The 20418-nt window shown below is 68.1% G+C and carries 15 protein-coding genes; 7 read left to right on the plus strand and 8 right to left on the minus strand.

What is annotated here, in order from left to right; genetic code table 11:
- Nucleotides 1–16 precede the first annotated feature (16 nt).
- Nucleotides 17–520: a DUF5709 domain-containing protein gene (locus tag ACFTSF_RS05055; protein ID WP_344159337.1), complete on the plus strand. Its 504-nt coding sequence runs from the start codon at nt 17–19 to the stop codon at nt 518–520.
- 7 nt (nt 521–527) lie between these two features.
- On the opposite strand, the gene ACFTSF_RS05060 is transcribed toward ACFTSF_RS05055, so the two are convergent.
- Nucleotides 528–1853: a cytochrome P450 gene (locus ACFTSF_RS05060; protein WP_380152568.1), complete on the minus strand. Its 1326-nt coding sequence runs from the start codon at nt 1851–1853 to the stop codon at nt 528–530.
- Nucleotides 1854–1867: 14 nt separating this feature from the next.
- Entirely contained in the window at nt 1868–3085 is a 1218-nt protein-coding gene (locus ACFTSF_RS05065) for a PucR family transcriptional regulator (RefSeq protein ID WP_380152569.1), read from the minus strand.
- Between the two features lie 100 nt (nt 3086–3185).
- Between ACFTSF_RS05065 and ACFTSF_RS05070 the strand changes: the two genes are divergently transcribed.
- Nucleotides 3186–4016: an SGNH/GDSL hydrolase family protein gene (locus ACFTSF_RS05070; RefSeq protein WP_380152570.1), complete on the plus strand. Its 831-nt coding sequence runs from the start codon at nt 3186–3188 to the stop codon at nt 4014–4016.
- Between the two features lie 792 nt (nt 4017–4808).
- Here the strand turns inward: ACFTSF_RS05070 and ACFTSF_RS05075 are convergent.
- Complete coding sequence (locus ACFTSF_RS05075; protein ID WP_380152571.1) at nt 4809–7835, minus strand: alpha-mannosidase; 3027 nt, start codon at nt 7833–7835, stop codon at nt 4809–4811.
- A 202-nt stretch (nt 7836–8037) separates the two neighbouring features.
- On the opposite strand from ACFTSF_RS05075, the gene ACFTSF_RS05080 reads away from it, so the two are divergent.
- A complete protein-coding gene (locus ACFTSF_RS05080) occupies nt 8038–9093 on the plus strand; it encodes a TAXI family TRAP transporter solute-binding subunit (RefSeq protein ID WP_380152572.1) in 1056 nt (351 codons plus the stop codon).
- 20 nt (nt 9094–9113) lie between these two features.
- Here ACFTSF_RS05080 and ACFTSF_RS05085 read toward each other — a convergent pair whose 3' ends face one another.
- Nucleotides 9114–10457: a sensor histidine kinase gene (locus ACFTSF_RS05085; RefSeq protein WP_380152573.1), complete on the minus strand. Its 1344-nt coding sequence runs from the start codon at nt 10455–10457 to the stop codon at nt 9114–9116.
- Between the two features lie 36 nt (nt 10458–10493).
- Nucleotides 10494–11159 carry a response regulator transcription factor gene (locus tag ACFTSF_RS05090; RefSeq protein WP_132414253.1) on the minus strand — a complete coding sequence of 222 codons (666 nt, stop codon included), beginning with the start codon at nt 11157–11159 and terminating at the stop codon, nt 10494–10496.
- 148 nt (nt 11160–11307) lie between these two features.
- On the opposite strand from ACFTSF_RS05090, the gene ACFTSF_RS05095 reads away from it, so the two are divergent.
- A complete protein-coding gene (locus ACFTSF_RS05095) occupies nt 11308–13302 on the plus strand; it encodes a TRAP transporter permease (protein ID WP_380152574.1) in 1995 nt (664 codons plus the stop codon).
- Nucleotides 13299–14276 carry a TAXI family TRAP transporter solute-binding subunit gene (locus ACFTSF_RS05100; RefSeq protein WP_380152575.1) on the plus strand — a complete coding sequence of 326 codons (978 nt, stop codon included), beginning with the start codon at nt 13299–13301 and terminating at the stop codon, nt 14274–14276. Before ACFTSF_RS05095 ends, ACFTSF_RS05100 begins: the two co-directional genes overlap by 4 nt.
- Before the next feature lie 134 nt (nt 14277–14410).
- On the opposite strand, the gene ACFTSF_RS05105 is transcribed toward ACFTSF_RS05100, so the two are convergent.
- From ACFTSF_RS05105 to ACFTSF_RS05115, 3 genes are all read right to left on the minus strand, one after another.
- Nucleotides 14411–15073, minus strand: a complete 663-nt coding sequence (locus tag ACFTSF_RS05105; RefSeq protein ID WP_380152576.1) for a hypothetical protein — start codon at nt 15071–15073, stop codon at nt 14411–14413.
- A 118-nt stretch (nt 15074–15191) separates the two neighbouring features.
- Nucleotides 15192–16226 (minus strand): L-glyceraldehyde 3-phosphate reductase, encoded by a 1035-nt coding sequence (gene mgrA / locus ACFTSF_RS05110; RefSeq protein WP_344159367.1) that lies wholly within the window; start codon nt 16224–16226, stop codon nt 15192–15194.
- A gap of 60 nt (nt 16227–16286) precedes the next feature.
- Nucleotides 16287–16931: a flavin reductase family protein gene (locus ACFTSF_RS05115; protein WP_380152578.1), complete on the minus strand. Its 645-nt coding sequence runs from the start codon at nt 16929–16931 to the stop codon at nt 16287–16289.
- A gap of 58 nt (nt 16932–16989) precedes the next feature.
- Here ACFTSF_RS05115 and ACFTSF_RS05120 point away from each other — a divergent pair, with 58 nt between their 5' ends.
- Complete coding sequence (locus ACFTSF_RS05120) at nt 16990–17847, plus strand: phosphotransferase family protein (RefSeq protein WP_380152579.1); 858 nt, start codon at nt 16990–16992, stop codon at nt 17845–17847.
- A 1343-nt stretch (nt 17848–19190) separates the two neighbouring features.
- On the plus strand, nt 19191–19376 hold the full coding sequence (locus tag ACFTSF_RS05125) for a hypothetical protein (protein WP_380152580.1): 186 nt from the start codon (nt 19191–19193) through the stop codon (nt 19374–19376).
- Nucleotides 19377–20418 lie beyond the last annotated feature (1042 nt).

Here is a 20418-nt window from a genome sequence, read left to right on the forward strand (position 1 = left end):
GGGACACTGTGTGTCTATGACCGAGAACAACCGTGAGGACTACGGCAGCTACAGCGTCGACGACGAGGACCAGCTGCAGGCGGAGGACACCCTGAACGACCGTGGGGTGGACGATCTGCTCGACGAGGGCTACTCCCCGCCCGAGAAGTGGTCCGCCGGTGAAGGCTTCGGCACCACCGCCGACGAAGCGCTCCAGGGCGAGACCCTCGACCAGCGCATCGCCCAGGAAGAGCCCGACGTGGACCCCTACGCCGAAGACCCCGAAGACGTCGGCGGCCCCGAAGTAGGCACCCGCCGCTCCGGCCGCCTGGTCGCCCCCGACGAAGGCGCCCACTCCGACACCGACTCCGACCTGGTCGCCGAGGACATCGGCTTCGACGGCGCCGCCGCCTCAGCCGAAGAAGCCGCCGTCCACGTGGTCGACGACGAAGAAAACTTCGAACTCGACGAAGACGACGACACCGACCTGTCGTCCTACGAAAACGTAGACCTGGGCGACATCACCGACCCCGAGAACTGAACGTCCATTAGCGGCGGGTGACGGTGACCTTCGTGCCGTGTTTGGGGACGAGGGTCACGTTCTTGGCCTGCGCGGGTTCGGGAGTGGGGTCGGGCGCGTGCACGTTGTAGGCGGCGAGCGTGGCACGGAGGATCTCGGTGCCTTCCATCAGGGAGAAGCCGGCGCCGATGCAGCGCCGGGCGCCGCCGCCGAACGGCATCCAGGTACCGGGGGCCGGTGGGTCGTCGGAGAGGAAGCGCTGCGGGCGGAATTCGGTCGGCGCGGGGAAGTGTTCGGCGTCGCGATGAACCAGGCCGATGGCGGCCATGATCGTCGTACCGCGGGGGAGGCGGTAGCCGGCCAGGTCGGTGGTCTCGGTCAGGCGGCGGCCTACCTGGTAGACGACCGGGTGCAGCCGCATGGCCTCCTTGACGATCGCCTCCAGCTCACCGTCCGCCGCGTGGTCGGCAGCGCGCTGACCGAAGGCGAGGTCCTCCGGCCGGCGGGCCAGCTCGTGGAAGGCCCAGGCGAGGGCGGTCGCGGTTGTCTCGTGGCCGGCCAGCAATAGCGTCACGAGTTGGTCGCGCAGTTCCACGTCTGTCCACTCACCGGCCGCGAGCAGGCGCGACAGGACATCGTTGCGTCCGGCAAGGTTCCCGCGGCGGCGCGCGATCTCGTCGTACAGGATCTCGTCGACCTGCTCCTGTGCTCGCAGGAAGCTCCGCCACGGCGGGATCCGGAGCAGCGGTGGGTAGAAACCGCCGAGCATGATCACCGGCGACACCGACACGATCTTGTCCATCAACGGGCGCAGGGTGTTCAGCCGGTCGACGTCGGTCACGCCGAAGATGACCTGGAGGATGATCTCCAGCGTCAGGTTCCGCATCCGCTGGTGCATCTGGAACGGCGTATCGATCGGCCAGGTCGCGACTTCGGCGACCGCGAGCTCGTGGACCATTTCGGCGTACCCACGCAGTGCTTGCCCGGAGAACGCCGGCATCAGCTGCCGCCGCATCCGGACGTGGTCCTCGTCGTCGAGTAGCAGTAGCGAGCTCGACCCCATCACCGGTTCGAGCGCGGTGTTGCCCTCACCCGCATGCATGACCGCGGGCGAGCTGCCGAAGACCTCGCGGATGTGATCCGGCCGGCTCAGCACGACACAGACGCGGCTCGACGGAACCAGGCGGATCGTGAACACATCGCCGTACTTCTCGCGCATCCGTGGGAAGAACGTCTTGCGGTGGTTCGCGAACAGCACGCTCTGCACCACCGTCGGCAGACGCGGGCCGGGCGGCAGCGTGCGGGCGGTCTGCCGATCGAGAGTGCGGGAACCGAGCAGTGGAGTCGGAGCCATCCTTCGACGTTACGTCACACGGGTGAACGCTGAGCATCGAACGCGACAAGCGCAGCAACGATCCTGGGCAACTGATTGTCGCTGCCCGGATCGAGGCCGGTCAGTTTGGCGACCTGTTTGAGCCGGTAGTCGACGGTGTTCGCGTGGACGTGCAGGTCGGCCGCGGTCTGGCGGCGGCTGCGCGCGTTGTCGAGATAACACCGCAGCGTGGAGAGCAGGTCGGCCCGGTCTCCGAGCGGTTCGAGGAGCTGCGCCAGCCGGTCGCGCGCCGGACTCGGCCGGCTCAGCTGGAACTCCAGGACGAGATCGTCGAGCTCGTAGACACCCGCCGGATGACGATGGATGCGGATGACGTCGAGCAGGTCCCGGACCAACGCAACAGCAGCCGGTACGTCGGATGGCGCGCTGGTGGTGATCGCCAGCGTGACGTCGACACCCGCGACCCGGCTCAACTTGGTGCGGAGGTTGTCGACCTCGCCACGGGTACACGGGAGCAGCGCGATCCCGCCGTCGACCGACAAACTCGCCATACTGCCGGCCAATCGATCAAGCTCGACCCGCACCCGCCGAAGCTTGCGCCGGGCAACGATCTGCGGGTCGACACCCGGCTGGAGCTCGTCGGGATGAGTACCGAACGCGAGGCCGGCCACGAGATACTCGGCCGGCAGCCGTACGCCGGTCCGCACCGCAGCCTCGTCAACCGCGCGCCCGTCGAGCAGCGCCGCGAGCACTGCCTGCCGGGAGGCCTGGTCCTCACCCGCGATCGACTGCCGCTCCTCGAAGTAGCTCGCCGAAACGATCGCCGTCACTTGCTGCAGGAAGTCGAGGATCAGCCGGTTGAGCGCGATCGCATCCGCCAACTCCTCAGGCCGGAACCCGGCGGCGACGTCATCGGCACAGACCTTCCCACCCAGGTGGTAGGCAGCCAGCAACGCCTCCAGCGGCACGCCCTCCTCAGCCCGCCGCCGCGCCGACTCCCTGAGCGGCGCGAGAACCTCCCCGGTCGGTACGACGCCAGTCCGGAAGGTCTCGATGAACGCCCGCAACGACTGATCGGTGATCCGGCGGATATCGCCCTGCAACTCCTCGGCCGGCAACTGCGCGTACAGCGGGATCTCCGCGACCAACCGCGTCAGTACGTCGTCGACCAGCCGCGGCAGCCGGGACCGCACAAGCTCATGCACCGGCACACCACCGGACCGCAGCTCCTTGTGATCCGTCACAACGATCACCCCTCGAACTCTGGGCGTGGCCCCAGCGACCGGCGGGCGCTTTGGGGTCGAACATTACTACCCAGAAGTAGTGCTCGACCGACCGCAAAGGGTGATGACCATGAAACGACGGGTACTGCTGGCAGTAGGCGTGATGCTGGCCGGCCTGGTCAGCCCCACGGCGGCGCGTGCGGCCGACCCCTTCGAGTACGTCGCCCTCGGCGACTCCTCCGCCGCTGGGCCGCTGATTCTGCCGCAGATCGACCTGCCGTGCCTGCGGTCCGCGGTCAACTACCCGCACGTTGCCGCCGCCAAGCTCGGCGCCGACCTGACGGACGTGACCTGTTCGGGAGCCGTCATCCCGGACTTCAGCGAGAAACAGTTCGGGTTCGTGCCCCCGCAGTACAACTCCCTGAGCGCGGCGACCGACCTGGTAACGGTCGCCATCGGCGGCAACGACACCGGCCTAGTGGCCGCAGCACTGAGCTGCATCAACCTGCTCCCCGCCCCAGCCGGCACCTCCTGCAAAGAGCGCTACACCGCCGGCGGCAAAGACCAGCTAGCCGCCCGCATCACCGCCACAGCCCCCGCCTTCGGCCAAGCCCTCGACCGAATCCGCACGTTGGCCCCCAACGCCCGCATCCTCGTCACCGGCTACGGCACCTACATCCGCCCCAACGGCTGCTACCCCCAAATCCCCGTCTGGCCCGTCGACGCCAACTACCTCCAAGCCACCGTCGACCGCCTCAACCACATGCTCGCCACCCAATCGGCCCAGCACGGCGCAACCTACGTAGACCTCCGCACCCCCTCCATCGGCCACGACGCCTGCGCCCCCATCACCCAACGCTGGCTAGAAGGCCTCATCCCCACCTCCGACGCCGCACCCCTCCACCCGAGCCGCCGAGGAATGGCCGCTTTCGGGGAGCTGGTGGCGGCCGCCGCGAGTTAGCCCCCTCGCCCCGGCTCCCGCCTCGCTACCGCTCGGCCCGCCGGTGCCCCACCCACCCTTCCCACGCGGCTACCGCCGCTTCATCTCGAGAGCAGTTCCGGCGGCTGTGCGGTTCGCATGTGAGTGTGGAAAGCGCGGAGGCGTCCTGGGGTGGAGTCCATCCCACACCAATTGCGGTTGGCGGGGTGGGCTGGGGCGTGGGCAGTCGCCCCGGCACGCGATTGATGAGTGCTGGTAATCCGCCCGTGCGATCAACGCAGGCGATGATCCACTCGCTCCGAGCGACGACGCGCTAGTCGGTAAGAAATGGGCATATGGCGCCCAAAAGTTTCCGACCAACGCAGCACCCGCCACGAAACAGCCACCTCAACAAGCCCTCGAATCACACACTGCGCGCACCACCCACCCAATCCCAGTACAGCAAGCCGCGTGCACGCGACGGAGGAGCGGGCTTAGCGGCGGCGGTTGCGAATGAACGGTCGGCGGAACGTTCTCGCAAGGAAGCGGCGGCAGCCGCGCGAGAGGGTGGGTGGGGCGAACGGGCGGAGCACGCGACGCAGGAGCGCGCGTGCCCCGGAGCGAGGGGCAACAACCTCCCCCGAATCACACACGGCGCGCACCACCATCCACCCAATCCCCAGTGCGGCACGCCGCGCAAAGGGTGGGGCCCGAGCGGTGGCGAGGTGGGAGTTGGGGCGAGGGGGGAGACAAGCGCCGCGCCCGGTGCCTGAGTGGCACCGGGCGCGGGGAGTGGGCGGCACCAGGGTGGGGGTGGGTGGTGCCGCTCCGGGGTTAGGAACGCTTGAAGCGCAGCGTCAGGATCTGGAACGGACGCAGGTCGAGAGCGACCGCTCCGCCGTCCAGGGCCCGGTCCGCGAGGTGGCGTTCGAGGAGGTCTACCTCGGTGACCGACGTTGCCTCGAAGGACGGGGTGATGACTCCGCGGGAGCGGCCGCCGGTGGATTCGTAGAGGCGGACTATGACGTCGCCGGACTGGTCGTCGGCGAGTTTTAGGGCTTCTACGACGAGGTTCGGGTTGTCGATGGCGACCAGGGGGGTGGTGCCTTCGGCGCCGGTGATGGTGCGTTCGGGCAGGTTGATGTTGTAGCCCTCGGTGATGGCGTCGCCGATGGCGGCGCCTACTACCAGGGCGTGGTTGACGGTGTGGAGACCCTGGTCGGTCTCGGGGTCGGGGAACCGGGGGGCGCGGATCAGCGACGTGCGGATGGTGGTTGTGGTGCCGCCATCCGGGCGGGCGGTGCGGTTGATGTCGTGGCCGTACGTCGAGTCGTTGACGACTGCTACGCCGTAGCCGGGTTCGGCTACGTGGACCCAGCGGTGGGCGGCGATCTCGAACTTGGCCGCGTCCCACGAGGTGTTCTGGTGGGTCGGGCGGAAGATGTGGCCGAACTGGGTTTCGGAGGCGGAGCGGTCGGCGTGGACGTCGACGGGGTAGGCGGCCTTGAGGAACTTCTCGGCCTCGTGCCAGTCCATCTCGGTCTCGATGTCGACCCGCTTGGCGCCCGGGCGCACCCGCAGCGTCTGGGTGACGGTCGAACGGTTGAAGGAGCGCTTGACGACAACAACAGCCACGCCGTCGACCACGCTGAAGTCGACCGAGTCGACCTCGGTGATGTCGCGGACGTTGTTCTTGTAGAACGAGTCGACGTCCCAGGCGTCCCACTGGTTCGGGGTGTCCACGTGCAGCTGGAGAAGGTTGCCGACGGCACCTGGTGCGATGACCTCGCGGTCGGCCTCGACGTCGTACAGGGAGGTGATCAGGCCGCGCTCGTCGATGGTGACCCGGATGACTCCGTTGTCCAGTACGCCGTCCGCCACCGAGACCGCGGTTCCGGCCGGCGCGGCGACTGCCGAGCCCAGGCCGGCGACGCCGTTCCGGGTGTGCGGTGCACCGTTGAACACGATCGGCGAGGAACCGGTGCCGGCCAGGGCCTGCTGTGCCTTGCCGATGATCGCTTCGAGCTCCTCGGCCAGGCGCGCGTACGTCGCTTCGGCCTCGCGGTGCACCCAGGCGATCGAGCTGCCGGGCAGGATGTCGTGGAACTGGTTCAGCAGCACGGCCTTCCAGATCCGGTCCAGCTCGTCGTACGGGTAGCTGTCCAGCTTGCCCGCGACCACGGCGGCTGCCGACCAGAGCTCGGCCTCGCGGAGCAGGTGCTCGCTGCGCCGGTTGCCCTGCTTGGTCTTGGCCTGCGAGGTGTACGTCGCGCGGTGGATCTCGAGGTAGAGCTCGCCGGACCACACCGGGGCCTGGTCGGCGTACTCGTCCTGGGCGGCGGTGAAGAACTCGGTCGGGGACTCGATGGTCACCCGCGGCGAGGACTCCAGGTTGGCCACCCGACGGGCGGTCGCGATGAACTCACGGGTGGGGCCGCCACCGCCGTCGCCGTACCCGAACGGAGCCAGCGAGCGGGTCGCCGAGCCGTTCTCGGCGAAGTTGCGCTGCGCCTTGGCCAGTTCGCGGCCGGACAGGTCCGAGTTGTAGGTGTCGATCGGCGGGAAGTGGGTGAAGATCTGGGTCCCGTCGAGGCCCTCCCACCAGAAGGTGTGGTGCGGGAACTTGTTCTTCTGGTTCCAGGAGATCTTCTGAGTCAGGAACCACTTCGAGCCCGACAGCTTCACCAGCTGCGGCAGGGCCGCGGTGTAGCCGAACGAGTCCGGCAGCCAGACCTCCTGGGTGTCGATCCCGTACTCGTCCAGGAAGAAGCGCTTGCCGTGCACGAACTGCCGGGCCAGCGCCTCGCCGCCGGGCAGGTTGGTGTCGGACTCGACCCACATGCCACCGACCGGAACGATGGTGCCCTCGGCAACGGCCTTCTTCAGCCGCTCCCAAACCTCGGGGTAGTTCTCCTTCACCCACGCGTGCTGCTGGGCCTGGGAGAACGCGAAGACGAGCTCCGGGTACTCCTCGGCCAGCGTCGCGACGTTGGAGACCGTGCGGGCCACCTTGCGGCGGGTCTCGCGCAGCGGCCACAGCCATGCGGAGTCGATGTGGGCGTGCCCGACAGCGGACAGCTGGTGCGCCGAGGCGTGCGCCGGCCGGCTCAGTACGTCGGTCAACTGGGCGCGCGCGTCGGCCGCCGTACCGGCGACGTCCTCATAGTCCAGTACGTCGAGCGCCCGGCTCAGCGCCCGGAGAATCTCGCGACTGCGCGGCTCCTGCGGGGCCAGCTCGCGCTGTAGGCCGTCCAGCGCCTCGAGGTCGAGGATCAGGTCCCAGACCTCGGCGTTGAAGACGGCCAGGTCGGCGCGGGTCAGCTCGTAGATCGGCTTGCCGCCGGGCTCCGGCTTGGAGCCGAGGTCCGCGGACACCGGGGCGAACGCGTTCCAGCCCAGTACTTCGGGGTTCGCGGCTGCCTCGACGTAGAACTCGATGGTGTCGCCGGGCGAGGCCGCCGTACCGTCCGGGCCGAGGATGGACAGCGGCGCGTAGGTCTGGCGCGGGTGCAGACCCTTCAGTGGGACGCCCTTGGTGGTGTGCACGAGGCCCTCGGCGGAGAAGCCGGGGCCGCCGCTGAAGCCGAGGTCGATGACGGCCTCGATCTCGGAGCCGGCCCACTCGGCCGGGACCTGGCCGCTGAAGTGGAACCAGGCGGTGCCCCACGGGGCGCCCCAGGGGAGGCCGATCTCGGCGGGCTCGTAGGTGGCAGCGAGTGCCTCGGCGGGGGACACCGGCTCACCAGGCGCGTGCCACACCTTGATGTCCAGCGGGACCGCCGCGCCGTAGATCGCGGGGCGGATCCGCTCCCGCAGGGCGCGCTGGAGCCGCTCCTCGATGAGTTGACGGTCGTCGTGCACGAAATCAGCCTCCGGGGCCTTGTGACGGGGGTTCAGTCACGCAACCCACGCGGGCGCGCGATGACAACGCTGTCACACCGACCGGGGGCCCGTCCAGACGTAGTTTGTGAGAACTATCCGACGAACGCTCCGGGTAGCGGTTCGGTAGCGGCGGGCACGCGCAGCTACCGATCCGGCCCGGTTGCCACATAGGTTGTCCCGTATGGATCGTCCCCGCCTGATCGTCCCGGATTCGATGAGCCGGCGCCGCGTGCTCGGCCTCGGCGCGGCCGCCGCGGCGGCCTTTGCGGTGCCCGGGTGCTCGCGCGGCCGCTCCGACGAGCCCGCGCCGTCGGCTCCGGCCAAACTCGCGACCGGGAACGTCGGCGGTGTCTACAACAAGTTCGGCACCGGGCTGGCCCTGCTGGTCAGCGAGGTGACGGGGATGACGCTCAGCGCGGTCGAGAGCGCCGGGTCGATCGACAACCTCCGCCAGGTGGCGAAGGGGAGCGTTGATGTCGGCTTCACGACTTCGGACTCCGCGTACGCCGCCTATGAGGGGCTCGGGGCCTTCAAGTCCGGGGCGCTGGAGTTCTCCTCACTCGGCCGCACCTACGACAACTACGTGCACGTCGTGGTGCCGATGGCCTCGACGGTCAAGACTCTCGAGGACCTGGCGAACAGGGACGTCAGTGTCGGTCCGGAAGGATCCGGGACTCAGCTGGTCGCCGAGATGATCCTCGACACGGCCAAGATCGAGAAGACCGGGGAGAGCCTCGGGAGCAAGGTCAGGAAGCGGGCGCTGTCACTCGAGGACGCGGTCAAGCAGCTGACCGCCAAGGCCGAGAACCCCGCTGCCAGGGGGATCGACGCGATGATCTGGAGCGGCGGTCTGCCCACCGGACCGATCGCGGCGATGCAGCAGACGATCGGCTTCCGGCTGGTCGACATCGGCTCGGTCGCGCAGACCATCGCGCTCAAGCAGTTCGGCGGCTACATCGTCTCCTCGATCCCGCCGAAGACCTACGGGCTGGCCAGCGCGGTGCCGACCCTGACCATCCCGAACTACCTGATCGCCCGGCCGAACCTGTCCGACTCCTGGGCCTGGTGGATCGTGAACACGCTGTTCCGCCGCCAGAAGGACCTGATCGGCAACCCGAACGACAAGGAGCACTACCACCCGGAGGCCAGCGCCCTGGACCCGCGATCGGCGATCGCGACCATGCCGGTCCCGCTGCATCCGGCCGCCGAACGCTGGTACCGCAACAACCACATCTGAGGTACGACGAACGCCGTACCTCAGAGCTCGTAGTCGTCGATCAGCGGGACGCGGACCTCGATCACCAGGCCGCCGCCGATCGGCGGGCGGGCGACCACGCGGCCGCCGACCCGGGCCGCTTCGGAGCGGACGATCGCGAGGCCGAGACCGGTGCCCGGCATCTCGCGGTGGTGGGCACTGCGCCAGAACCGCTCGCCGACCTTCTTCAGGTCGCGTGAGCCGAGGCCGAGACCGTGGTCGCGGACCGACAGCACGACCTCGGTGCCGTCGCGGGTGACCGAGACCTCGACCGGCGGAGCGCCGTACTTGGAAGCGTTGTCGAGCAGTACGTCGAGGATGTCGTCCACCTCGAGTTCGGGCGCGACCCCGCCGGGGACCATGTCGCCGATGATGAGCTCGAGGTCGTCGGCGGCGTACACGGCCTTCCAGCCGACCAGCCGCTCCTTGACCGCCTGCGCCAGGTCCAGCGGCTCTTCGCTGCTGCCCTCGGCCTCGGCGCCGGGGCGGTCCGAACCGGCCAGCCGGGACAGCCGCTGGACGATCCGGCCGAGCCGGTCGATGTCGCTGAGCGCGAAGCGCGCGGTCGGGGACAGCCGGGACAGACCCTCGATGTGGATCCGGGCCGAGGTCAGCGGCGTCCGGAGCTGGTGCGAGGCGTCTGCGACGAACTCCCGCTCGCGCTGCCGGGCCTGGTGCAGGCTGAGCGCCATCGAGTTGAAGCTGTCGCCTAGGCGGCGGAGCTCGGGCGCACGGCCGTCGGTGGAGACTCGGGTGTCGAGCGCGCCGCGGGTGATCTGGTGAGTCGCGTTGTCCAGGTCCTTGACCGGGTTGATCACCCAGCGGCTGATCGGCCGGACGATGCCGGCGATGATTGCGCCGATGCTGATCAGCAGGCCGATCAGCAGCAGGATCAGGCTGCGCCGGACCTCGAGCCGCGGGTCGTCAGTGGGCACCCGCAGTACGGCGGCGCCGAGGATGCGGCCGTTGTTGGCGACCGGACGGGCGACGACCATCTCGCCGCCCTCCCACGGCCAGAGTGCCGGCGGCTCGGCCGGTAGCCGACCGGCCAGCGTGCTTCCGAGGGCAGTGGCGATATCCGGCTCCGCCAGGTCCACCCCGGACTTCGACGTGGCCACGACCTTGTTGTTGTCGTCGACGATGAAGACCGGCGTGTTGTAGAGCTCGTCGTACCGGACTGCCATCTCGCGCAGGTTCGCGATGTCACCGGACTGCAGCGGAGCTTCGGCCATGGTGGCGAACCAGTCCGCGTCGTTGCTGCGGGACAGGAACAGGGTGCGGGAGGCGCCGGTCGCGATGAAGTTCGCCAGCGGGACGGTGGCGATGATGGCAAGCAGAACCACCATGGGGACGAGAGACTGCAGCAGTCGACGGCGCAACGGTCAGTCCGAACCCAGTCGGTAACCGACGCCCCGGATCGTCTGCACGAGCTCCGGACGGCCGAGCTTGGCCCGCAGGCTGGCGACATGCACGTCCATGGTCCGCGAGGAGGCCTCGAAGACGGACTGCCAGGCGTACAGGGCGACCTGTTCGCGGGGGACGACCCGGCCGTGGTGCGCGGCCAGCACAGCGAGCACGTCGAACTCCTTGCGGGTCAGGCTGATGGGCTTGTCAGCGACCTGGACGGTTCGGGCCTCGATGTCCACGGTGAGGTCGCCGACTGTTACCCGGGGGCGGGGCTGCAGCAGGCCGGTACGACGTAGTACAGCATCGATCCGGGCCAGGAGCTCGGAGATCGCGAAGGGTTTCACCACGTAGTCGTCGGCGCCGCTGCGCAGCCCGCGAACCCGGTCGGCCGCTTCACCACGCGCGGTGACCGCGATCACCGGCACGTCGGAGACCGAACGGATCTGCCGGCAGACGTTGATGCCGTCTCCGTCGGGCAGTCCGAGGTCCAGCAGGACCAGGTCGCCGGGGTCCGCCGCGAGGGCATCCGCCGCCGTCCGTACATGGGTCACCATCAGGCCGTAACGCCGCAACGCGGGTATCAGCGCATTGGCGATATCGAGATCGTCTTCGACCAGCAAAATCCTGACGGCGCCACTCATGCGGTGATCGTAGGCCAGGTGACGCCCTGATGTGTCAGATCTTGGTAAAGACGTAATCACGCGACTCCACGCAGTGTTCGGCAACATTAGCCTTCCGCACACAGGAGGGAACCGCTAGATGACTGTCGGTATCGGACCGGGGGGTGGCGTGAGCACGCCCTCCGACCAGGAGTTAGCCGAGTACGAGCAGGAGCGGCCCGCTCGGCGGCTTCGTCCTGCTCTGGACCTGGTGATCTCGGTCTGGTGCGCGGTCGTCAGTGTCGGCGTCCTCGTCCAGGTGTTCTTCCCACTACCACAGGGAACCCAGTTTTACCTGGTGATCTTTCTCGCAGCCATTCTGCCGATCACGCTGCTGTGTTACCGGGGCTGGAAGGTCCCGGCGGTGCTCAATCCGTTCAAGCCGCGCTCGCATGACGACCCCGGCCTGACCGACTGGTTGCTGGCGCTGATCGCGCTCGCGGCGTGCGTCTACCCCCTGCTCGACTTCGACGGCTACCTGGAACGGCGTCAGGCTCCGACCGGTCTCGACGTACTGGCCGGCGCCGTACTGCTGGTGCTGCTGCTGGAAGCCTGCCGTCGTACGACGGGGTGGGTGCTGCCGCTGGTGAGCCTGCTGTTCTTCGCCTACGCGTACTACGGCGGTTTCCTGCCCTACACGTGGTCGCTGGCGCACCAGGGCTTCAACTTCGACGCGATCATCGGCCAACTCACGATGGGGACGGCCGGCTTCTACGGGACACCGTTGAGTGTCGCGGCGTCGTACATCGTGCTGTTCACCATCTACGGCGCGGTCCTCGACTACTCCGGTGCCGGCAAGTTCTTCATCGACCTGTCCTTCGCAGCTTTCAAGCGCAGCCGAACCGCACCGGGCCGAACCGTCACCCTGGCCGGCTTCCTGCTCGGCAGTGTCTCCGGCTCCGGTACGGCGACCGCCGTATCGCTGGGGACGGTGTCGTGGCCGATCCTGCGCCGGGCCGGGTATCCGCCCGAACCGGCTGGTGGAATGCTCGCCGCCTCCGGTATCGGCGCGATCCTGTCGCCACCGACCCTGGGCGCGGCGGCGTTCATCATCGCCGAGTTCCTGCAGGTCTCGTACCTGACCGTGCTCGGCTTCGCCGTGATCCCGACGATCCTGTACTACCTGGGCATCCTGCTCGCGATCGAGATCGACGCCCGCCGGCACGGTACGACGTCGGCCGAGACGTCGACGCAGTCCGCGCGGAAGCTGCTGTTCCGGTTCGGGTACCACTTCCTCTCGCTGTTCGTGATCATCGGCTTCATGGCGGTCGACGTACCGCCGTTCAAGGCTGTCGTCTACGCGGTGATCATCCAGTTCGGGTTGTCGTTCCTGGACAAGGAGCACCGGCTGACCGGGCGGCCGCTGTTCAAAGCGCTTGCCCAAGGCACCCGTTCGATCCTGCCGGTCGCGGCGACCTGTGCGACGGCGGGCGTGATCGTCGCGGTCACGACGCAGACCGGGCTCGGGCTGAACCTGGCCGAGATCATCGTCGGCGCGGCTCGTGGGCTCACCGACAACCAGACCGTGATCCTGATTCTGACCGTCGTGTTGTCAGCATTCGCCGTACTGGTGCTGGGGCTTGCGGTTCCGGTCACCGCGTCGTTCATCATCGCGGCCGTCATCATCGCGCCGGCGCTGGTCCAACTCGGCGTGACACAGGCCGAGGCCTACATGTTCATCTTCTACTACGCGGTGCTTTCCGAGGTGTCGCCGCCGACCGCGCTGGCCGCGGTCGCGACGTCCGCGATCACCGGCGGCAAAGTGATGCCGACGATGTGGCAGGCCTGGAAGTACACCCTGCCTGCGTTCCTGGTCCCGTTCGCGTTCGTGCTCACCGACAACGGCGCCCACCTGCTCGGTCAGGGATCCTTTGTCGGCATGGTGTGGACGCTCGCGGTGTCGATGCTCGCGGTCGCCGCTTTAGCTGTCGTGACAGGCGGTTGGATCGTGGTCGCGACGAGCTGGATCGAGCGCGTGTTGTGCGTACCGGCCGCGCTGTTGCTGCTTTACCTCGCGCCCGTAACCATCAGCGCCGGAATCTGTTTGCTACTTGTTGCCGTCGTCATCAATGTGGTCCGGCGGCAACGCCTGGCCGCACCCACGGAAGGATCCGCCAGATCATGAGAATCCGTCGCCTCCCCGCTGTCGTGGTGGCGCTCGCCGCCACCGTCTCACTCGTTGCCTGCGGCGGGCAGCGGGAACCTTCCGGAAACGGTACGGCGGCCGGTGGCCGGCTGACCATTGCCACCGGCAACACCACCGGCGTCTACTACCAGCTCGGTGGCGCGCTGGCCTCGGTGATCTCGCAGAAGATGACCGGCTACCGGGCCACCGCGAGTGAGACCGGCGCCTCGGTGCAGAACATCCAGGGTCTGGCCGGCGGCAACTACGACATCGCCTTCTCGCTCGGTGACACCGCGGCCGACGCCGTCAAGGGCGAGAACAGCTTCCAGTCCAAGCAGGACGTGGTCGCGCTGACCCGGCTCTACAACAACTACACGCAGGTAGCGGTCCGCACCTCGGCGAACATCAACTCGATCGCCGACCTGAAGGGCAAGCGCGTCTCCACCGGCTCACCGAACTCGGGTACCGAGGTGATCGCGCGGCGCCTGCTCGAGGCCGCCGGTCTCGACCCGGCCAAGGACGTCACCGCCCAGCGGCTCGGGCTGCCGGAGTCGGTGGATGCGATGAAGTCGGGCTCGATCGACGCCCTGGTCTGGTCCGGCGGGCTGCCGACCGGTGGCATCACCGACCTGACCACCAGCCTCGGCAAGGGCGTCAAGCTGTTGCCGATCGTCGATCTGCTGCCCAAAATGACGGAGAAGTACGGCTCGGTCTACGCCGAGGCGCCGATCCCGGCCGCGACGTACAAGCAGCCGGCCGACGTCGCGACGATCGTCGTACCGAACGTGCTGCTCGTCCGCAAGGACATGAAGGATGAGCTGGCCGAGCAGCTCACCAAGACCCTGTACGAGAACCTCGACGCTCTGGTCGCGGTGAACGCGGCCGCCAAGGGCATCACCAAGGAGAACGCCGCCAAGACCGACCCGGTGCCGCTGCACCCGGGTGCCCAGAAGGCGCTGGACGCCTTGAAGTAATCCCCTGAACCGTCCTCCCTCGCACACCAGGCGCAGCGGGGGAGGACGTCAGATCGGCTCCCACAACCAGGCGCAGTGAGAGCCGGTCGGCCGGGCCCGGCCCTTCGGAGGCATCCGAGGGGACCCGGGCCCGGTCACTTTTCTGCGGCCGGTGTGTCCGTCTCCGGCATCGCGGTTCCGTACAGGTAGTGCGACAGCGCCGAGTTGCGCTTGGGATGCACGTGATACTTCGCCGGTACGACGCGCCCTTCGGCGCTGTCCCAGGCGGTGTCGGCCAGCCGCCACCACCGGTGTGCCAGCCGGCCGGCGCGACCGGTGTGCGGTGAGTTCGGGTGTGCTCGGGTCGGGGCGACCTCCTCGGCCTCGAGCAGCTCCTTGGTCAGCTCGTTGACCTCGGCCGCGTCGAGCTGCTCACTCAGCTGGTGGCCGTAGTCGGTCTCGAGTCGCTCGTGCTCGGTGAGCAGACCGTCGATCGTGCGGAGGACGTCGTACGGATCCAGGTGCTGGACGCGACTGTCGCCGTACTGGCGTCCTTTGAGGTACCGCAGGTTTCGCTCCAGGTCCTTGGCGTTCACGACGTACCGTGCGACCAGCTCGGCGCCATCGGGCAGGCGTCGTACTTGGGGCAGCAGTACGTCTTCAGCGGCGGCCAGGTGCTGCGCGGTGATCGCGTAGAACCAGTCGGTCCGATGCCTGCGTTCCGGGTGGGCCGCGGCCGGATGATGGGCCGGTTCGGCCAGCTCCCGGATGTTCGCGTGTTCGTAGCTCAGCGCCATTTCCAGCGTCGAAGCGGTCACAGCAACCACCTCCAGGGTCTCTCCCCAGCGTGTGCCCACCTGCTGCACAACGCAACCACCCCAGGACTTTCCGTCAGGTAACGGTTGCCCGGGGTGGTCTTTTGCTCGCTGCCTCAGCTCAGTGGTCGGAGCTCTTCTTCCACAGGTTGATCCCGGCCTCGACCGCGTCGGCGTCGATCGCCTCGAGCTCTTCCGCAGTGAACTTGAGGTTGCGGACGGCCTCGAGGTTGCCTTCCAGCTGCGCAACGCTGGAGGCGCCGATCAGGGCGCTGGTGACGCGGTCGTCGCGCAGCGTCCAGGCCAGAGCGAGCTGGGCGACGGACTGACCGCGCTGCTTGGCGATCTCGTTCAGCGCACGGACGTGCTTGAGGGTGTCCTCGGTCAGCGAGTCCGGGTTCAGCGACTTGCCCTGGGACGCCCGCGAACCCTCCGGGATGCCGTCCAGGTAGCGGTCGGTCAGCACACCCTGCGCCAGCGGCGAGAACGCGATCACGCCGACCCCGAGCTCACCGACCGCGTCGAGCAGGTCCTCCTCGATCCAGCGGTTCAGCATCGAGTACGACGGCTGGTGGATCAGGAGCGGCGTACCGAGCTCCTGCAGGATCTGCGCGGCCTGGCGAGTCTTCTCCGCGCTGTACGACGAGATACCGGCGTACAGGGCCTTGCCGGAACGCACCGCGGTGTCGAGGGCACCCATCGTCTCCTCGAGCGGGGTGTCCGGGTCGAACCGGTGCGAGTAGAAGATGTCGACGTAGTCGACGCCCATCCGCTCCAGCGACTGGTCGAGGCTCGCCAGCACGTACTTCCGCGAGCCGCCACCCTGACCGTACGGACCCGGCCACATGTCGTACCCGGCCTTGCTCGACAGGATCAGCTCGTCACGGTACTTCTTGAAGTCCCGCTGGAAGTGCGTGCCGAAGTTCGTCTCGGCCGCGCCGTACGGCGGGCCGTAGTTGTTCGCCAGGTCGAAGTGCGTCACACCGAGATCGAACGCGCGGCGCAGAATGTCGCGCTGCGTCTCGAACGGCTTGTCGTCACCGAAGTTGTGCCACAACCCCAGTGAGATCGCCGGCAGCTGCAGGCCACTGCGGCCCGTCCGCCGATACACCATCCGGTCGTCGTACCGCTCCTGGGCAGCCACATAGTCAGTCACGAGCCTCAGTCTGCACCATGTCGTAACAAGCGCAAAACCCCTTGTTTTGCGCGAGAAACGTCAGCTCTGAGACCCAGAACCCGGCCTTCTTGATAGGTCGAAGTGGCCGGGCCAATCGGCGTACCGGATCCGGCTGATCTCCCGGATCTCACCCAGCGTCGACCACTCGTCCTTGCCGAGCCGAGCCAGCGGCCGCAGCAACCGAACCTCCGGCCGGCCATCGGCCAGCACCGCCTCGTCGACCGCGATCGCCCGCACCTGGCCGATCACAACCGTGCAGTCCCCGAGCTCCAACGTGGTGTGCAACGTGCACTCGATCGCCACCGGCGACTCGGCCACGCGTGGGGCTTCGACAGTTCGCGACGGCTCCGGCGTGACCCCGATCGCCTCGAACTCCGACACATCCGGCGGGAAGTTCGTCCCCGACGCGTTCACCTGCTCGAACAACCCCTCGGCCGCGAAGTTCACCACGAACTCCCCGGTCGCCTCGACATTGTTCAAACTGTCCTTCCGACCCACCGACGTGAACTGCACCATCGGCGGCCGCACACACGACACCGTGAAGAACGAATGCGGCGCCAGATTCAGCACCCCGTCCGCCGACCGGCTCGACACCCACGCAATCGGCCGCGGCACCACCACCGAGTTCAACGTCGCATAGATCTCCCGCGACCCGACCTGCTCCGGATCCAGCTCAACTCGCACACCCGCAGTACATCAAACCGTTGGACACCACCCGCTCCCCCCGTCGAAGATCACCGAGATGGATCGAATCCTGGACGACGTACGCCAACTGGCAGTCCGGTACGGCGTCGCCCCGGCCGAGGTGGCCGAAGTCCCCGGTGGTGTTGCGAATCGCGGTTTCGTTGTCGGCCCGCGACTGTTCGTCCGGGTGGCGAGGGTTGGCTTCGAAGACGACCTCCGTAAGGAAACCCTCGTCGTACCGCTGGCCCGCAAGGCCGGCGTCCGAACACCAGCCATCCTCGAATACTCCGAGAGTCGCGCGCTGGTCGTGATGGAACGAGTCCACGGCACCGAGCCAGTCACCACACCCTCCGAGGTCGTCGTCGACCTGGCCCGCCTGCACTCCACCGAACGCCTTTCGCTGCCCGGCGTCCCCACGGACGGCTGGGGTGAACCACGCACGACCGTCGAAGACCTTGCTGTGCGTGGATATCTAGACGCCGGCACAGCCGACTGGTTGATGGGTTGGTTCGACCGCCTAGAACAACGCTTCGACCCCTCGGCGCCACTTGTCCTACTCCACGGAGACGTTGCCCCCCACAACCTTCTCGTCAACCCTGCCACTGGCAACTTCGAAGCCCTCATCGACTGGGGCGACGCCGCCTGGGGCCCCCGCGCCTACGACTTCGCCAAACTCCGCCTAACCGAAGTCGCCCACCTACTCCCCAAATACCTAACCGCAACAGCCACTTCTGTCTCCGACGACGAACTAGCCGCCGGCATCCTCTACCTCCACCTCTCCTGGGCCCTAGGCAAACTAACCGCCACCCCCTGGCCCGCCCAACGTCACTGGACCGCCCCACCCACCAGCCGCCTCCTAAACCTCCTAGCCTTCTTCACCACCACCCCACCCCACCCCTGGCCCACCCTCACCTAACCCCGCCCTCGGTCACATGTCAGCCGACCGCAGGTCCCCCCGGAACACATCACCACCCGACCGACAGGACGTATACGCCAAATCCCCCCTGCCCCCACCCCCGCTAAGTGTCCCAGGTCGCCTGCCACCCCTACACGTCCTGTCGCTGCGCACATCCCCCGTCACTCGAATGCGGCCGGCCCCCACGCCGGCCCTTGCCCGCCGCCGCGGCCGGCCTACAAAGGAGGAGCGGCCGGCCGGCCCTGTGGCTGAACTGCTCGGCGATGCCGGCGACCGCATGCCCATTGACACCGTCGACGCACGTCCGCTGCACGCGATGCCTCGGGCTGACGGGCTCCGGTTGCCGCCGGTGAGATACGTCGTCTGACGACTAACCGCCGCAGCTGCGACCGGTTGCGTGCGGTCAGCCGGCCGACAACGGCGGCGACCACGTCGCCCGAGACCTCGGGGGTGTCTGGCGCGTTAGTCGGAACGGAATCGGGTCCAGGCGCCCCCGAAAATCTTCCGACTAACGCAAGACTCGAGCATCACGCACCCCAGCCGCAGCCCGTCAGCCCCAGACAGCGTGCGGCCGCGGTCGCCGGCCTCGCCAACCAGCCCAGCCACCCGCGTGGTGCACCCTCTGGTTTCTGTCGGCCGCCTTTGGTGGTCGAGTCGGGGTGCAGGCGCGAAAGGACTCGGCCGGGGACGTTCGCTGTGGCTCATCGCCGCTTCCGGCCGACTAAAAAGAAAGCGTGGCTGGGCGCCGCGGTGGCTGAGGCGGATGGCGAGGCCCGGCGACCGCGGCTCCACGTCGCCTGGGGTTGCCGGGTTGTGGTTGGCGTGCGGGAAGGGGCCTGCTGGGAGCCGAGCCGAGCCGAGCCGAGCCGAGCCGACCGGGCGAGCCGAGCGGCCGAGCCGAGCGGCCGAGCCGCCGACCGGGGCGAGCCGCCGACCGGGCGAGCCGGCCGACCGGGGCGAGCCGCCGACCGGAGCCGACCGGGGCCGACCGGGGCCGATGGAGCCGAATGAGGGCCAACGGGGCGATCGGCGTGGAGCCGGGCCTGTGCTGGTTCGGATCGGGATGAATGCCAAGCCGATTCGGGGGCAGATTGTCTCCACGCCGCTCCCGATCGCTAGTCGGTAATAAATGGGCAAATAGCGCCCAAAAGTTTCCGATCAACGAAGGTTGCCTCGATGTGGCGAGGATCCGGGACGACGCGTTGGGGGAGGTAGCTCCGTGCCCGTCAATCTGTTGTGTGGGCTGGCTTCTGCGGTCCTCTCTCGTTGGCTGGCTTAGGCGATCGGTTGGGGATCTGGATCTGCGGTTGCCGCGTTCGGGTGTGGGCGAGTGCGGGTGGACCTTGCCGGGACTGGCGATCGGCGATCAGGTACTGCGGGTCGTCCTGCTCGGTGGGTTGCTCGGTCTCGCGGATTCGGGGCTGGTGCTTGTTGACCCGCTTGTACTACTGCGCGAGCTGATCCGCCCCGCGATTCCCGGTCTCGTCGTGGTGCACGTCCTGCCCGAATCGGCATGGGGAGATTGTTGAGCCGGATAGGGCGAATATCGACCCCGGTCTGCCAGCCGGCCGGACGTCCCGGCGGTCTGGGCGCCCGCGATCGCCCACTCGTCGTGCGACGGAGGTTCACCTACGCCAGCTACAGCCGGAAACCACAGGCGACCAGCGTTCGCATCATCCGATCGACAGGATGTGTACGCCGAATCGGGCTGGTCGCCGCCTGTACTGAGCGTGCCGATGGCGACTAGTAGGTCTATACGTCCTGTCGTTTCGCAGGTCGCGTGAGCAGGCAGGCTCGGATGCGGCCGGAGACGTACGGCGGTGGGTGTTCGCCGCTGCGGCCGGCTTACTGAGGAGGGGTGGCGGAGCGGGGCTGTGGCTGAGCTGCATGGCGAGGTCGGCGATCGTGTGCCGATTGCCGATTGCCGATTGCCGGTGGCTGACGGGCTTCGGTTGCCGTCGGTGAGATACGTCGTCTGACAGCTGACCGTTGCCGCTGGCCGAACTGGCCCGAACTGGTCCGAGCGGGGTCGGTTGGGGGTGGAGCCGGGCCGACGGGGTTGAGCGGGGTGGTGCTGGAGGGTGGCTGGCTGAGCTTGTGGCTGAGGGGGATCGCGAGGCTGCAACCGTGTTCTCGTCGCCCGTGTAACGGTTGCCGTGCCCGGTTCTCGGTACCCGGCCGTCCGCTGCCGGTGCCCGGTGCCCTGCCGATGCCGATGCCCGGGCGTCCGATGCCGATGCCCGGGCGTCCGATGCCGATGCCGTGGCCGGTGCCCAGCCGCCGATGCCGTGGCCGTGGCCGGTGCCCAGTCGTCCGTTGCCGATGCCGATGCCGTGGCCGGTGCGCGGCCGTCCGTTGTTGTTGCCCGGGGTGTCCGTCGCTCGTGGGCGGATTGGCGGTTGGCTGGGGCTGACGGGTTGTGGTTGTTGCTGGGGATCGCGTCCTCTGACAGAGAGCCGATGTGGGAGCGGGGTTTGCTACCGGTCGATTCGAGGTTGGAGTCGGTGGGTTCTGTTTCCCGGCGTGTTGGTCTGCGGGGCTGGCCATCGTGGTGGCGTGGGTCTGGGGCTG

Source organism: Kribbella sp. NPDC056951 (assembly GCF_042674205.1).
In the GTDB taxonomy this organism is placed as follows: domain Bacteria; phylum Actinomycetota; class Actinomycetes; order Propionibacteriales; family Kribbellaceae; genus Kribbella; species Kribbella yunnanensis.

Bases quoted from the DNA above. Each gene is read 5' to 3' on its own strand.
- ACFTSF_RS05055 (WP_344159337.1), top strand. From the start codon at position 17: ATGACCGAGAACAACCGTGAGGACTACGGCAGCTACAGCGTCGACGAC.
- ACFTSF_RS05060 (WP_380152568.1), bottom strand. From the start codon at position 1,853: ATGGCTCCGACTCCACTGCTCGGTTCCCGCACTCTCGATCGGCAGACC.
- ACFTSF_RS05070 (WP_380152570.1), top strand. From the start codon at position 3,186: ATGAAACGACGGGTACTGCTGGCAGTAGGCGTGATGCTGGCCGGCCTG.
- ACFTSF_RS05080 (WP_380152572.1), top strand. From the start codon at position 8,038: ATGGATCGTCCCCGCCTGATCGTCCCGGATTCGATGAGCCGGCGCCGC.
- ACFTSF_RS05085 (WP_380152573.1), bottom strand. From the start codon at position 10,457: ATGGTGGTTCTGCTTGCCATCATCGCCACCGTCCCGCTGGCGAACTTC.
- ACFTSF_RS05090 (WP_132414253.1), bottom strand. From the start codon at position 11,159: ATGAGTGGCGCCGTCAGGATTTTGCTGGTCGAAGACGATCTCGATATC.
- ACFTSF_RS05100 (WP_380152575.1), top strand. From the start codon at position 13,299: ATGAGAATCCGTCGCCTCCCCGCTGTCGTGGTGGCGCTCGCCGCCACC.
- ACFTSF_RS05120 (WP_380152579.1), top strand. From the start codon at position 16,990: ATGGATCGAATCCTGGACGACGTACGCCAACTGGCAGTCCGGTACGGC.